We start from the raw sequence: 14,797 nt of genomic DNA on the forward strand, positions 1-14,797 counted from the left end.
CGGCACCACATGGCATAGTGCGACGACGATGGAACTGAGCAAGGGCGCCAATACGCCGATACCGACATCTCTTCTGGCCGTGGTGATTTCCTGGCGGTCGGAACATGTGGTGGACGCGCACGCCCTGCTGCTCGGCAGCGACGGGACGGTCCGCGACGACAAGGACCTGGTTTTCTACAACGCGCCCCGGCACATCTCCCAGGCGGTCACGCTCGACCAGGATCCCGCCCCCGGAACCGCCCGGCTCAGTGTGTCACTACCCCGTACCGAGGCCGATGTGGACCGCATCGTGGTGTCCGGATCGCTCGAGGACACCGAATTCACCCGTATCGAGGATCTACGCGTCACGGTGTACGCGGTGGACGGCCCGGTCGCCGTATTCGCCGTCACAGATTCGGAAGCGGTGACGGCCATGATGTTCGGCGAGTTCTACCGCCGCGACGGCGGCTGGCGGTTCCGTGCGGTAGGCCAGGGCTGGGCCACCGGAATGGCGGGGCTGGTGACCGAATTCGGTATCCAGGTCGACGATCCGCCCGCACCGGAAACAAGCAGCGCATCGACCGCGCCTCGGCGTACGGGGCCGGCGGAGGCCGCCCCGTCGAACAGGGTCGCCGGCCGCGCCCCCGGCACCGAGCCCGCGGATGCCGCGGCCGGAGACACGGCCACTGCCGTACTCACCGGAACGCACACCCCCGGCGGCGATACATCTCGCCCCCATGGCGACCGCATGACGTCGGGTCGACAGGGCGCGGCCCCGGAGGCCGTACGCGAAGAGCCGGGTATCGGGCGAACAGTGTCCGGCGCCGGCGAGCAGGCGGACCGACCGGCCGCATACCGGGGTCGCCCGGCGTCCACCGGAGCCCGCTCCGCGCGTAACGACGCGCCGCCACCTCACAGCGGTCAGCGGCCGCGGCCCGGTGCACGGAATGACGGATCGAATCCGGCGGAGACCGCTCGGGCAGCCCACACCATGGGGTCCGGGTACGAATCGCCGCGCCGCGCCGCACCGGCCACCGGACCGATCCGGCAGGATCGGCCCGACCCCGCGGCGCGGGCCGATGCATGGGTCACGGAAGAACAGCAAGGCACCGGAGCGGAAACCATTCCGGCCGGATCTCACACGGACTCCGAGGCGCATCCGGGTAACGCGCACTACCGGCTCGACGAGCGGACGGGGTCCGGTAGCACAGCCACCGCACCATGGGACCGTTTCGACACCCCGAACTCGGGCCGCCGGACGCCGGGCACGGTCACTTTGCGACGGCTCACCGTGCCGGAACCCACGCCGGTGGAACCGCCGCCCGGGTCGGGACGAGCCGACTGGTATCGCGACCCCGCGGAGCCGACCGTGCTGCGCTGGTGGGACGGCGAGCAGTGGACCGCCGACACCCGGCCGACGGCCCGGCCCCATCCGCACGACTGTGTGCGCTGTGGTGCCCGGCGCCGCCGCCGGGTCTTCGGCGGGCACCACCCCTGTGCCACGTGCGCGGCGCAGACCGAGGAATTCCTGATGCACTGGCATACCCGGGCCACGCGAATACTCGCCGCCTCGGGGCCGCGCGGCGAGGAATGGGATGCGCTCTGGGCGTCGTTGCGCTATCAGCGGATCGACGAATCCGCCGCCCGGGCCGCACTGGAACCGGCGGCGCTGCAGTATGTGGAACGGCGGGTCGCGTTCGCCTTCGCCGACGGGCAGATCTCGGCCGACGAATACGACGATGTCGAGCACGCCATCACCGAACTGTCCCTGGCCGGCCGGCTGATCGACGATCTGCGCGCCCGGATGGGCCGCGGGCGGGCGCTGTCCCGGCTGCGTGAAGGCGATCTGCCCACCGTGCGCACCCCCGACCTGCATCTGGACGCCGAGGAACTCGTCTACCTCGATATCGGCGCCACCCATATCCGGGAGCTGGCGCGCGGACCGAAACACACCGACGGCCGGCTGATCGTGAGCACCAAGAAGTTACGGTTCGTCGGGCCCGGTACCGGCGTGGAGATCCCGTGGTCGCGGATCGTTTCGGTGGCGGCCGAACACGATACGGTCGTCGTCGCGGCCACCTCGGCCCGGGGCGGGGCGAGTTTCGCCGTGTCCGATCCGGAGTATCTCGCCGCCGCGCTGGAAGGCGCGCTACGCATCGCCAAACGGCTCGTGCTGGCGCCGGGACAGCGTGATTCGCGCAGTATCCCGCAGGAGGTCAAGGCCGAGGTGTGGCAGCGCGACGGCGGAAAATGCGTGGAATGCGGGGAAAGCCACTACCTCGAATTCGACCACATCATCCCGCTCAGCCGCGGCGGCGCCACCAGTGCCTCGAATCTCCAGATCCTGTGCCGCGGCTGCAATCGCGAAAAAGGCGCGAATATCTGACCGGCCCGCCCTCCCGCGGCCCGCGCGGCCTACGGATTCCGCGACAGTGCCGGTGTATCAGGGCACCAGTGGAGGCGGGAACCACTCTGCGTCCAGCACCCGCTGCTCCGGTTCGTACAGTCGCATGACCAGCGAGAACTGACCACCCTCCGGGATCGGGAGCCAGTTCGAGCGCGGCACCCCCGGGCCGGGATCGGCGGCCTGAACGGCGAACTCGAGTGCACCGTCGGGTGCGAACACCGGTGGTACCGGATGACCCACCGTATGCAGATCTGCCTCGTTCGGCACCAGATAACCGTCGCTGCCGTAGGCGGTGAGCGACCAGAACGCGGCCACCGGCGGCGCCTGACCGGGTTCGAATCGCAGGGTGAACTCGATCGGGGTGCCGTCGTCGTCGGCCTCGTCGAACAGTGCCGGATACACCACCACCGCAGCCAGGTTCGCGCCGACTCCCCGCCTCGCAGTCGCGGCCCGCAGTAGATAGTTCGTACCGTAGCGCCCGATGTCGAGGTCCAGCACCCAGCCGTTGCGCAGGATACTGCCCGGATCCACATACGCGGTGATCTTGCCTTTGGCAGCGTCGACCCCGGCGGCGAGTTCCCCGGTACTCACGCCTTCCGGCGAGCCACCGGGCCGGATACCGATCGTGGCGAAGCGCCGCATCGCGGGCTCGTCGTCGGCGGCGGGCGGATTGTCCACCATGAGTTCACACATGCGCTCGAAGAATTCGCGGACCGGCATCTCGTCGAGGGCATCCAGCCCGGCCGATTCCGACCAGTCCTGATTCTCCGGGATCGAATCGGATTCGGCGGCAGCGGGTGTGGTCCAGGCACTCAGCGGGGCGAGCCGCAGGCGGGACTGGATATCGCGTACTGCCGGAACATCCTGCGGCCCGCGCACCTCGATCCGCCCGTACAGCCAGGCATCCGCGGTGGGTACGGGTAGCTGGACCGCGCCCGGTGGCAGCGTTCCCGTCCAGCCGGGGCCGGTGACGGCGTAGACGAACGGGGCCGTGGCGCCGGGTTCGGCATGGGGTTGCAGGCTGGTCGGGGTGAACGCGGTATTGGACCAGGCGTCGAGGACCTGCATCACCCAGTAGCGGTCCTCGATCTGCGGTACTTCGAACAACACCGGTTCCTCGCGTAGGTCCAGCCACGCCACCGAGTACAGGTTGTCCAGATCGATCCGGACCACTGCGCGCTGGCTCGCCGCGGGAAGTGTGGAGGTGTGCTGGAACCGGTTGACCGCGGTGTATTCCAGGGCCCGGCGGCGGATCGTATCGATCAGCATCAGCGGATAACCGAAAACATAGGCGTCGGTGGCCACTTCACGCCGCTCGGCGGGGGTACCCGACGGTTCCACCGCGGTGTCGCCGTCCTCACCGCGGCCGCAGGCCGCCAGCCCGGTGGCCACGATCAGACCCAGCAGCGAACGCCGGGACAACCGGAACCGGTGCGGCGCCGCGAAGGACCGCGAGTTACCGGGTACCGCTGCCGGGGCCTCGCCCATGGGCATTCTCCCTGCTCATCGCTGTCGGATGGACTGCTACGCAGGATACGCCCAGGATTAGCCGAACGGTTGCCGCCACGGTCGGCGTGCCCGGTTCTCAGATGGCGAGCACCGTATTCATGATGGTGCCGGCACTGGTGGCGACCACCCCACCGATCATGGCTCCGGCCACCATCTTCGGTGACTGCATCGAACTCCCGGACCATTTCTCCCAGGCGAACTTACCGCCGGCGAATACGATGCTCACCGTGCCGGACAGGATGGCCAGCCACGTTGCGTACTGCACGAACTGCATGATCTTGTCGGCCAGCGGTGGGGCCTCCGGAGTGGGATCGCTGACCTGTGCGTATACCGATACCGCGTCGACAATCGACGCCGCCATGATGCTCACCGTCTGCTCCCTCGCTCTGACGTTCGGGCACTGCGGCCCCGCCTCCATCATCCAGACGATGCCGGGCCCGGCGCAACTTCTTGCCGCTCAGCGTCTTTCGCGCTATAACCGCTGGTGCCCCCGAATCCCCACCGGGAACCGGGATTACTGCGATCACCCCCGGCGAGCGGTTACGATGCGTGTGCGTTCCCGCCCACCCCGAACACAGAGTGAGCTGCGAGATGATACTGGCCGCCGTCACCGATACGCTGCTGGCGCAAATCGGCAACCCCACGCCCGAAGCACCCCCGCTGGCCGACAAGATCACGCAAATGGTCCAGTACCTGACCTGGTTCGTCTTGCTGGCCGGTATTACCGCAATCATCTACGCAGGCGGCAAGTTCGCCTGGGAGAAGTGGTCCGGCGGTTCGATGGAATCACCGAAGATGGTGGCCGGAGCCATGATCGGTGGGGTGGTCGCCACCAGCGCGGGCACCATCATGAACGCCGTCATCGGCTGACGGCGCACCTCGCGATGTCTGCGGGACGGCGCCCGGCCGCACCGGCCGGGGAGGGCCGCTCGCCGGCATCGCCGCCCTGCGTGCGTCGCGTAAGGAGCACCGCGAATCCACTATCGAAAGTATGTTCGATTTCGGGTACGGTAGCCCGCATGCCCGAACTCGCCCCCATCCCGTTCGCCCGGCTCAACCTCGAACAGGTACGGGAACGACTCCTCGCCGCGGCGGCCTTCGGCGAGTCCCTTTCGCCCGACCAGCTCGAGGCCCTCGCCGGCAAGCTCAGCGCCGGCCTCAGCATCTATATCGAGGCCACCCAGAACAGCTCGCCGCGGCTCCCCCGCCCGGCGCCCGCGGGGCGGGCCTGCCTGGACTTCCGGGGGCATCGACGCTGAACCCCGGCCCGCGGCGGACGCGGACCGGGGTGCGGCGTAGATATCAGTCGCGGGTGGTCTGTTCGTCATCGGCCGTTTCGATCGGCGTGGTGACGAGCTCGAACTCGCCCTCGTGCTTGGCCACACCCTGTACGACCGCGCCCTCCACGAGTTCCACGCCGAGATTCGCCCGCACGATGATCGGGTCGGTGCGCACATCGCGGTACAGCGAGATACACATCATCACCATGACGATCATGAACGGCAGGGCGACCACGGTGGTGAGTGCCTGCAACCCGGTCAACGCGCCGCCCAGATCGTCCGAATCGGCGATCACCAGCATGATCGCGGCGACCGCACCGGTGGCCGTCCCCCAGAAGATGACCGTCAGCCGGGAGGGTTCGATACTGCCGCGTTCGGAAAGCGTGCCCATCACGATCGACGCCGCGTCCGCACCGGAGACGAAGAAGATACCCACCAGGATCATCACCAGCACTGTCGTGATCGAGGTGATCGGGTACTCGTCGAGGAGATGGAACAGGGCGAAATCGGGGTTCACGCTACCGTCCGCCTCGGTGAGATCGCCGGTATCGGTCTGCTGCCGGATCGCCGCGCCACCGAAGACGGCGAACCACACCAGGCTCACCAGGCTGGGCACCAGCAGCACCCCGGCCACGAACTGCCGGATGGTCCGGCCCCGGCTGATCCGCGCGATGAACATACCGACGAAGGGGGTCCAGGAGACCCACCACGCCCAGTAGAAGATGGTCCAGCTCGACAGCCACGCCTCCATCTCCGCACCACCGGCGATACCGGTGCGCGAGGCCATTGTCGGCAGTTCGGCAATGTAGTCGCCGACGGCGGTGGGCAGGAAATTCAGCATGAACAGGGTGGGCCCGGCGATGAAGACGAACGCCGCGAGCACCAGCGCCAGCACCATGTTGATATTCGACAGCCACTGGATGCCACGCGCGATACCGGACACCGCGGACAGGATGAAGGCCGCGGTGAGCCCGGTGATCACCAGCACCAGGCCCAGTTTGGAGATGGCGTCGACATAGCCGTTGAATTCGAGTCCCGCACCGATCTGCAGGGCACCGAGCCCCAGCGAGGCTGCCGATCCGAACAGGGTCGCGAAAATCGCCATCATGTCGATGGCCTTACCGCCCAGGCCGTCCGAGTACCGGCCGAGCAACGGCCGGAACACCGCTGAGATCAGCTGCGAGCGGCCACGGCGGAAGGTGGCGTAGGCGATGGCGAGCCCGGCGACCGCGTAGATCGCCCACGGATGCAGGGTCCAATGGAACAGGGTGGTCGCCAGCGCGACCTCGCTCGCCTGTGGGCTCCCCGCCTCCGCGGTGCCCGGCGGCGGGGAGGTGAAATGGGTCAGCGGCTCGGCGACGCCCCAGAACATCAGGCCGATCCCCATTCCGGCGCTGAACATCATCGCGATCCAGGACACCGTCCGGAATTCGGGTGTCTCGTCATCGGCCCCCAGCGGGATCTTGCCGTAGCGGCTGAGCGCGAGCCAGATCACGTAGACGACGAACGAGGTGGCGACGAGAACGAAGAGCCACCCGGTGTTGGTGATCACCCAGGACTGCGCATTGGAGGCCACCCGCGCCAGGCTGTCCTGGTCTATGACTCCCCACAGCACGAAGGCTATCGCGCCGACAGACGTGATACCGAAGATGAGCCAGTCCACCCCGCGCCGCCGCAAAGCGGGTCTTCCTTCCGGAGAGCCCGGCAAGCCGCCCTCGGGCGTAGCAGGGTCCGTGCCGGTGTCGATCACCATGGACTAGTCCTTTCAGATCGCACTGTGCGCTCCGCGCTGCGGCCGCACGCACGACGGGGACCAGCCGTTTTCCGGTCCCCGCCGACGTTCGCAACCGCGCCGCCGAACGGATGTACCGGGAAAAACCGTACCGCCCCCGCTCTCCGGCGATGTATCGAACACGTCCCGAGGCCGATTCGCGCCCACCGCGGGACGTCGCCGCAACGCGTCCGAACAGCTCTACCGATGGGTGTACGGACATCTGTCCGAAGTAGTTTCCGTGCAATAGGCCGGTTTCGCGTGCGGTGAACCGCCGGGCTTGCGAAACTCGGAACGCGGCGGGCACACGAGCGCGGAGGAGGGCTACCGCGATGACGGATCCGGTGAAACTGGTGATCGGTGCGACCGGGTTCCTCGGATCGGAGGTGACCCGCCAATCGGTCGCCACCGGCACTCCGGTCCGCGTCCTGGTACGGCATACCAGCGACCTCCGGCCGATCGCCGACCTACCTCTCGACATCCACTACGGCGATCTTTTCGACGACGACGCCCTCCGGACCGCGATGCGCGACTGCGATGTGGTCTACCACTGCGCGGTGGACACCCGAGCCTGGTTGCGTGATCCCGAACCGCTGTTCCGGACCAATGTCGCCGGACTGCGCCATGTCCTCGATGCGGCCACCGCCGCCGGCCTGCGTCGTTTCGTATTCACCAGTTCCGCCGCCACCATCGGACACCGGCCGGGCGCGATCGTCGACGAGACCGTGCCGTTCAACTGGCCGCGCCTGGGCGGGCCTTACGTCCGATCGCGGGTCGAGGCCGAGGATCTGGTGTTGCGCTATGCGAGCGAGCGCGGCCTGCCGGCGGTCGCGATGTGTGTCGCCAACACCTACGGGCCGGGCGACTGGCAGCCCACCCCGCACGGCTCCTTCGTGGCCGCCGCCGCGCTCGGCAAACTGCCGTTCCGGTTCGCCGGGACCGGTTCGGAATCGGTGGGGGTCGCCGATGCCGCCCGCGCCCTGTTGCTCGCGAGCGAGCACGGACGCTGCGGCGAACGTTATATCGTCTCCGACCGCTTTCTCACCAGCGCGGAACTGCTCACCGCCGCCGCGCATGCGGTGGACCGGCAGCCGCCGCGCCTGGCCGTTCCACTGCCGGCCCTGTACGCCGCCGCAGGTATCGCCGATACGGCGGCGCGGATGGGCGGGCGCGACAGCCGTCTCACGGTGACCTCGGTGAACCTGATGCATGTGATGTCGCGGATGGATCACGGCAAAGCCGGCCGCGATCTCGGCTGGAAACCGGAACCGGTGCTCGATGCCGTCGCTCGCGCCGCCCGGTTCTTCGTCGACCGCCGCGCCCGCCGGCGTGCGACCGCCTAGGGGTGAGCCGGCGCAAGGCCCGTGGACAGGTGCGCGTTTGCATTATGCAAGAAATGTGTAGGATACAAACCACGCCCGCCGGGCCACCACGGCATGAGCACACGAGCAGGACACCCGCCATGGACAAGCCGACCCGCCTGATCGAATTCGAGACCATGCTGCTGGGGCGGCACAGCCTCAACGCGCATCTGCGCCGCCCCGACCATCTGGAGCGCAGCGCGTACCTGGTGCTGAGCCGGCTGTGGATCGAGGGCCCGATGTCCATCGGGGAGTTGAGCGAGGCGTTCGGGCTGGACACCTCCACGGTGCACCGGCAGACGGCGGCAATTCTGAAGGCCGGCCTGGCCGAACGCATCCCCGACCCGGCCGGTGGGGTGGCCCGCAAGTTCCGGATCACCGCCGAGGGGGAACGCCGGCTGCGGGCCGACCGCGACTACAACGTCAATGCCCTGGACCGGGTGTTGAGCGGCTGGAGCGAGGAGGACCTGCGGACCTTCGCCGCCTACCTCGAGCGATTCAACACCGATCTGGAAGTACAGGAAGCGCGGCCTTGGCCCCGCCCGTCGTATACCGAACCCCGCGGGTAGCCACCCCTCAGAACCGCGTCATATCGACCTGCCGCCGCACATTGGATACGGCGGTGACCACCGCCGTTCCCAGCGGCCCACTCCGGTCGTAGAGGCTCACGGTGCCCACCGATACTCCCCCGGCGGCCACATGATCCTGCGCCAGTACCCCGATCCCGGGCCCGATGGGCAGCCGGGCGAGCGTCAGGGTCACATCGGAATTGATGTATCCGATACCGGCGCTGCCCCAATTGGTCATGAAACTCGCCGCGTCCCCGGCCATCGCCACCCGCTGGAACGGGGTCACCGGCTCACCCGCAACCACCGGCAGCATGTTCTGCCAGATGGCCTTGCGGTCGGCGTTCTGGTTGGCGGCGAAATCGCGCGTCCACTCCTGGTCGCCGCTCTTCAACAGCGGGTGCGCGCCCGCCTCGGATTCGTCCGGGAGATCGGGCACCGGCAGCTCGCGGCCGGGCTGCCACAGTTCCCCGGCCGGTACCTCGCCGGTCCGCAGATACACCACGGTGGCACGGGAACGCACCTCATCGCGCTGGACCAGTTCGGCATCGGCCACGCAGATACGCTTACCCTCCCGGACCACCGTGCTGCGCACGGTCGTGGGCTCGTCGGCCACCGGGCTGAACAGGTCCACGGTGAGCCGGGCCGGGACGAATTCCGCGCCCGGCGCGCGGGTTTCCAGTTCCCGGGCGAGCAATCCGCAGATGGCCGGCCCACTGACCTGGGTGGGGCTCCAGCTGGATATGGCTACCCGGGTGGGCAGGAAATGCGCACCCTCTTCGGTGAAGAACGCCAACACGGTATCGACTCCTCTCGTGGGCAACCCACCCCAGAATTACAACACGTTCTAATTTCGCCGTACCGGGAGGTTCCCGGGTAGCCCACCTCGACAGCGGTGACGGTCGACCGCTCAGCGCGCGGACGCGAGGGTTGCCCTCGCGTCGGGCGAGACCCTCCTCCGCGCCCGTGCTTTACACACGCACGGTGCCCACCAGAGCGTCGGCCGCCGCGCCGACCGCGGCAACGTCGCCGGTCCAGCCGAGAACCCGGAGTACCGCCTCCGCGATCGCTCGCTGTGCGCCGCCCGGTACCGAACCCTGGTCGGAGCGGATATTGATCACGGTCTCCACCAGCCGGAACGGTATGGCGGCGGCGTCCGCGATCCCCCCGGTTCCGGTTTCGGCGACAACACGCGCCGCCAACGCCTCATAACCTTCGCGCAAGCGGTCGCGGCGGGTGCGGAACTGGGCGAACCGCTCGCCGCGCAACTCCGGCAGGAAGTACAGCGCCCCGATATTCCAGCGCGCGGCGCACAACTGCTCGATGTCGAAGCGTGCCAGCGTGTACAGCCGGACGGCGGCGGGCTCGTCTCTTTCGCCCAGCCGCTCCGCGAGTTCGGCCGCCGCGGCCACGGTCTCGCCGAGGAGGGCGTCGAGAATATCGTCCTTGGCCGCGAAATGGTGATAAAGGGAGGCCTGCCGGATACCCACCGCTTCGGCGATCGCCCGGGTGGAAGTATTGCCGTAGCCGTTGGTGGTGAACAGTTCGGCCGCGGCATCGAGGATTTCGGCACGCGGCGTATGCCCCTGGCGGCGGCGCGGTGCGAGACGCGGCCTGCCCGGACCGACTTGGGTCATGGATCCATTGTCGGCCCACCGGCACCACGCACCGGGGGCACCCCCTTGTCCGAGACCATCACATTGCGACGATCACCCCGGCACGGGCATGCGAAGCCGCCGGAGCGGTCCCTCCCGTTCGTATCGCGACCTCCCCCAGGACACCTGCGTGGCGTTCGGGACCGAGGTGGCGGTCCGGCGGGGGTGCACTTGCGCCGGACTCGACCCGTTCCGACGACCTGTAGCCGCCACGCCGACGGGTGGCGCCGCCCCGGGTGGCAGTTGCCACGATGCCGCTCACCGGAGCGGGTTGCTCGATACCGGATTTCTGTCATTCGACAGAAATACCGGCAACGCAGACGTTACGCGCGCGACCGATACGGATACATCGCCGTCACCACCACGTCTCGCCGCGCGGGAAAACTTTCAGCCGACAGATATTCGTGTCGGACGAAGGGCCACCGGCCATGATCATTCTCGGAATCGCGGTCAGCGTGCTCGCGGTAATCGGCATCGGCCTGCTGGTTTCCCGCAAGGTCGACGGCGACAGCGTCAACTTCCTCGTGGCCGGACGGTCCCTGGGCCTACCGCTGGTGGCGGCGGGCCTGATGGGTCAGGCGGTGGATTCCAATGCCACGCTGGGTAATACGGATCTGGCCGGGTCGGTGGGTTTCTGGGCGGGCGCTTCGCTCCCACTGGGCCTCGGACTGTGCCTGTTGCTCACCGGAATCTTCTTCGCGAAGCCGATGAACCGGATGAAGCTGCTCACGCTGCCCGATTTCTACAAGATCAAATACGGCCGCGGGGTCGAACTGGCCGCCTCGATCCTCATGATCTTCAGCTTCTGCATTCTGCTGGCCGGCAATCTGGTGGCCGGCGGCTACCTGTTCGAGCGCTTCCTCGGTGTTCCCTACACCGCCGGTGTCCTGCTCATCGTGGCGATCGTGCTCACCTACACCGTCACCGGTGGCATGTTCAGCGACGCCTACACGGCGCTGGCCCAGATGGTGATCACGGTGATCGGCTCACTGGCGCTGCTGATCTGGGTCGGCTCGACCTACGGCATCGATATCCCCGATGGTATGGGGCCGTTCGATCTCGGCCAGTTGAGCAATACGTCCGAGGGTGCGGCGATCAACTGGGCCACCCTGATCGCGCTGGGTATCGGCGATATCGTCGCCATCGATTTCATGCAGCGCATCTTCTCGGCCCGCTCCCCCGAGATCGCCCGCCGCGCCTGCTTCGCGGGCGCCGCCGGTACCGCCGTGGTGGGTATTCCGTATGCGCTGGTCGCGCTGGCCACCACCGATATCGTCGACGCGGACGGCGGCCCGCGCCTGCTGGCCCTGCTGGACGAGCACGCGCCGGCCGGGCTGGCGATTCTGGTGCTTTCGGCCGTCGTCGCCGCCTCGTGCTCCACCGCCAACGGCGCCATCCTCGGCACAGCGGCCGTGGCGACCCGCAATATCGCCGGCCGTACCGAACGCACCGATACCGCCGGCCGCGACACCCTGCTGCGCGATGTCCGCCTCACCATGATTCCGGTGGCGGCGGTGGCGATCTTCTTCGCGGTCCAGGTACCGCAGACCGGGATCCTGCTCACCCTCGCCTTCGACCTGATGCTGGCCGGACTGATCGTCCCGTTCGTAGCCGCCCACCTCACCCAGCGGGTCACCACCGCGGCGGCCGTGGCGGCGATGGTCGCCGGGCTCGGCGTGCGCCTGATGCTGTTCGTCCTCACCCCCACGATGTACGGGGTGCCCAATACCGTGCTGTATCTGGACAACTCGCTGGTCGGACCGGGCTTCGACGGGTGGCCGACCTTCCTCGGCTTCCTGGCTTCACTGGTCGCCTTCCTGGCGACCCTCGCGGCCGGACGACTGCGCGCCCGCACCACCACCGGCACATCCCCCGCCCCGGTCCTGCCACCGGCCCCACTGCCCGCCCCGGAACCCGTCAACCAGCCCGGGTGACCGGTGCCCGCCCGTACCCACGAGCAAGGAGAGACGATGACACCTCCCCCGGAAACGCCCAGCACCGCCTCGACCACCGGCGCCCGCGCGCACGCCCGCGCCCAGGGGTCGGCCGGCCTGCCCACCCCGGACCTGCCCGCCGGAATTCGCCCCGCCGACACCACCTGGACTGTCCGGCTGCCACCCGGCGGCCACACCGGTGTGGTGCTCGGCCGCGGCACCCGGCTGCGGTTGTCCGATCCGCACGGTTCAGCCTGCGCGCATCTGTTCCTGCTGCGCGCGGAGGCCCCGTGGGAGCGGCTGAATATCGCCGATACCGTCAAAGTGCCGTGGCAGGCCTACCTCCGCCCCGGCCACCCCTTGCTGTCGGACCAGGGCCGGGTGCTCGCCACCGTCCTCACCGATACATCCGGACACCACGACGCGCTCTGCGGCACCACCCGTGAGGGGCGGCGGCTCCTGGAGCGCGCCGGCGCCAAGCACGGGCTGGAACCCCGCGATATCGGCGCGACGCTGTCGCTGTTCCGCGGCATGCGGGTCGGCGGCGACGGCGGCCTGACCGCCGACGGTTCCGCGGGGCCGGGTGCCCATGTCGAACTGCTGATCCACCTGCCGGTGACCGTACTGGTGGTCGATACCGCGCATCCGCTCGACGACACTCCGGTCACCGAACTCGACCTGGTGGCCTGGCCCGGCGACCCCCTCGACACCACCACCGTGAACAACGACCCGGAATATCTGCGGGCTGTCCAGAACACCGAAGAGGCCTGGTCGGCCGCCCGGACCCGACAGGAGTGGGTATGAGCAACACCACCGCGACCGTTGTCCTCGACGACACCGTGCCGGCGTGCGCGCCGTGGTCGGCGATCGTGCGGGCGGGTGACCGCCTCGATATCGTCGACCTGCACGGCAATCAGGCCGTGGACTGTCTGCTGTACTCCGCGGCCGATCACACCGACCGCTACAGCGCGCAGGCCACGATCAGTGCCCAGCGCAATATCTTCCTCACCACGGGCAGTGTGCTGCGTACCGATGCGGGAACCGCGCTGATGACGGTGATCGCCGATGAGGTCGGCAATCACGACACCATCGCCGGGGCCTGTTCCCAGGAATCGAATACGCTGCGCTACGGACACCACACCCGGCACCAGCACGCCTGCGTGGAGAATTTCCTCGCCGAGGCCGCGAAATGGGGTATGGGTAAACGGGATCTGGTGTCGAATATCAACTGGTTCATGAATGTGCCGGTGGAATCCGACGGCACCCTCGGTATCGTGGACGGACTCTCCGCGCCCGGTAAGACGGTCTCGCTGCGCGCCGAGATCGACACGCTGGTGCTGGTGTCGAACTGCCCGCAGATCAACAACCCGTGCAACGGTTTCGATCCGACACCGGTGCGAATGGTGGTGTCGCGATGACCGCGCCGGCGGCAGTCGAACCGGCCCCGCACCCGGCCCCCGCCCCGCAAGCGGTGGTGGAACGACCGGGAATGCTCACCACCGTGCAGGACTGGCCCGGCCGGACCGGCTACTGGCATGTGGGCGTGCCGCCGTCGGGTCCGATGGACGATCTGTCGTTCCGGTTGGGCAACCGCGCGCTGGGCAACGACGAAGGTGCGGCCGGACTGGAATGCACGATGGCCGGGCCGGCACTGCGTTTCGCCGAGCCGGCATGGGTCTGTGTGACCGGGGCACCGGTCGGAGTGACCGTGGCGGGTCGCCGGGTGCCGCTGTGGCGACCGGTCCTGGTCCCGGCGGGCGAGCTGCTCGATATCGGGATGATGCAGGGGCCCGGAATGCGCTGCTATGTGCTCGTTTCCGGCGGTGTGACGGTACCGGGATATCTGGGCAGTGCCGCCACTTTCACCCTCGGCGGGTTCGGCGGCGTGGCCGGTCGCGCCCTGGCGGCCGGCGATGTCCTGCCGCTCGGCCCGGCCCCGGACGTGCCGGCGGGCGGCGTTCCGGACGGTGAACAACCCGCACTGACCCGCAGCTGGCAGCTGGCCGTCACCGAGGGGCCGCACGGCGCACCGGAGTTCTTCACCCGCGCCTATATCGACACGTTGTACAGCACCGCCTACGAAGTGCATTTCAACTCCGACCGCACCGGCGTGCCGCAAAAACGGGGCCAACCCCCCCCGGCCCCGCCCCCCGGCCGCGCGGGCCGCCAGGAAGCCGCCGATAAACACCCCACCCCATCCCCTCCACTCCCCCCGCCCCCACGGGGGGGGCCCCGCCCCGCCCCCGGGCGGCCCCCCCCAGACCCGGATCGATGACGATGCGTTTTCCGGTGAGCTGCGGACCGGCTCGATGCACCACTTCTTCCTCGGCAATCC

Annotated in this window: 13 protein-coding genes and 1 pseudogene; 9 read left to right on the forward strand and 5 right to left on the reverse strand. The window is 68.6% G+C overall.

Annotation, left to right across the window (positions count from 1 at the left end):
* Positions 1-28 precede the first annotated feature (28 nt).
* Positions 29-2,365: a TerD family protein gene (locus tag QH195_RS27510; protein WP_280437537.1), complete on the forward strand. Its 2,337-nt coding sequence runs from the start codon at positions 29-31 to the stop codon at positions 2,363-2,365.
* Positions 2,366-2,422: 57 nt separating this feature from the next.
* Here the strand turns inward: QH195_RS27510 and QH195_RS27515 are convergent, their stop codons facing one another.
* Positions 2,423-3,874 (reverse strand): DUF1254 domain-containing protein, encoded by a 1,452-nt coding sequence (locus QH195_RS27515; protein WP_280437538.1) that lies wholly within the window; start codon positions 3,872-3,874, stop codon positions 2,423-2,425.
* A 97-nt stretch (positions 3,875-3,971) separates the two neighbouring features.
* A complete protein-coding gene (locus QH195_RS27520; protein WP_280419826.1) occupies positions 3,972-4,256 on the reverse strand; it encodes a hypothetical protein in 285 nt (94 codons plus the stop codon).
* A gap of 230 nt (positions 4,257-4,486) precedes the next feature.
* Between QH195_RS27520 and QH195_RS27525 the strand changes: the two genes are divergently transcribed.
* Complete coding sequence (locus tag QH195_RS27525; RefSeq protein WP_033244913.1) at positions 4,487-4,765, forward strand: hypothetical protein; 279 nt, start codon at positions 4,487-4,489, stop codon at positions 4,763-4,765.
* Positions 4,766-4,914: 149 nt separating this feature from the next.
* On the forward strand, positions 4,915-5,154 hold the full coding sequence (locus tag QH195_RS27530) for a DUF6374 family protein (RefSeq protein WP_280419821.1): 240 nt from the start codon (positions 4,915-4,917) through the stop codon (positions 5,152-5,154).
* Positions 5,155-5,197: 43 nt separating this feature from the next.
* Here the strand turns inward: QH195_RS27530 and QH195_RS27535 are convergent, their stop codons facing one another.
* The gene (locus QH195_RS27535; RefSeq protein WP_280419822.1) at positions 5,198-6,928 is read right to left on the reverse strand and encodes a BCCT family transporter; all 1,731 of its coding nucleotides are present in this window, start codon (positions 6,926-6,928) and stop codon (positions 5,198-5,200) included.
* Positions 6,929-7,278: 350 nt separating this feature from the next.
* Here QH195_RS27535 and QH195_RS27540 point away from each other — a divergent pair, with 350 nt between their 5' ends.
* Both QH195_RS27540 and QH195_RS27545 read left to right on the forward strand, forming a co-directional pair.
* A complete protein-coding gene (locus QH195_RS27540) occupies positions 7,279-8,289 on the forward strand; it encodes an NAD-dependent epimerase/dehydratase family protein (RefSeq protein ID WP_280437539.1) in 1,011 nt (336 codons plus the stop codon).
* A gap of 119 nt (positions 8,290-8,408) precedes the next feature.
* On the forward strand, positions 8,409-8,876 hold the full coding sequence (locus QH195_RS27545; protein ID WP_280419824.1) for a MarR family winged helix-turn-helix transcriptional regulator: 468 nt from the start codon (positions 8,409-8,411) through the stop codon (positions 8,874-8,876).
* 7 nt (positions 8,877-8,883) lie between these two features.
* On the opposite strand, the gene QH195_RS27550 is transcribed toward QH195_RS27545, so the two are convergent.
* Entirely contained in the window at positions 8,884-9,672 is a 789-nt protein-coding gene (locus QH195_RS27550) for an acyl-CoA thioesterase domain-containing protein (RefSeq protein WP_280437540.1), read from the reverse strand.
* 172 nt (positions 9,673-9,844) lie between these two features.
* Positions 9,845-10,510 carry a TetR/AcrR family transcriptional regulator gene (locus tag QH195_RS27555; RefSeq protein WP_280437541.1) on the reverse strand — a complete coding sequence of 222 codons (666 nt, stop codon included), beginning with the start codon at positions 10,508-10,510 and terminating at the stop codon, positions 9,845-9,847.
* Between the two features lie 446 nt (positions 10,511-10,956).
* Here QH195_RS27555 and QH195_RS27560 point away from each other — a divergent pair, with 446 nt between their 5' ends.
* The 4 genes and pseudogenes from QH195_RS27560 to QH195_RS27575 all read left to right on the forward strand — a co-directional run.
* A complete protein-coding gene (locus QH195_RS27560) occupies positions 10,957-12,462 on the forward strand; it encodes a sodium:solute symporter family protein (RefSeq protein ID WP_280437542.1) in 1,506 nt (501 codons plus the stop codon).
* A gap of 36 nt (positions 12,463-12,498) precedes the next feature.
* Positions 12,499-13,266 carry a DUF1989 domain-containing protein gene (locus QH195_RS27565; RefSeq protein WP_280437543.1) on the forward strand — a complete coding sequence of 256 codons (768 nt, stop codon included), beginning with the start codon at positions 12,499-12,501 and terminating at the stop codon, positions 13,264-13,266.
* On the forward strand, positions 13,263-13,880 hold the full coding sequence (locus QH195_RS27570; protein WP_280423570.1) for an urea amidolyase associated protein UAAP2: 618 nt from the start codon (positions 13,263-13,265) through the stop codon (positions 13,878-13,880). Before QH195_RS27565 ends, QH195_RS27570 begins: the two co-directional genes overlap by 4 nt.
* Positions 13,877-14,575, forward strand: a pseudogene (locus QH195_RS27575) (5-oxoprolinase/urea amidolyase family protein); the annotation flags it as partial. The gene QH195_RS27570 and the pseudogene QH195_RS27575, both read left to right, overlap by 4 nt.
* Between the last annotated feature and the right edge of the window lie 222 nt (positions 14,576-14,797).

Source organism: Nocardia carnea (assembly GCF_029868855.1).
GTDB classification, from domain to species: domain Bacteria; phylum Actinomycetota; class Actinomycetes; order Mycobacteriales; family Mycobacteriaceae; genus Nocardia; species Nocardia carnea_A.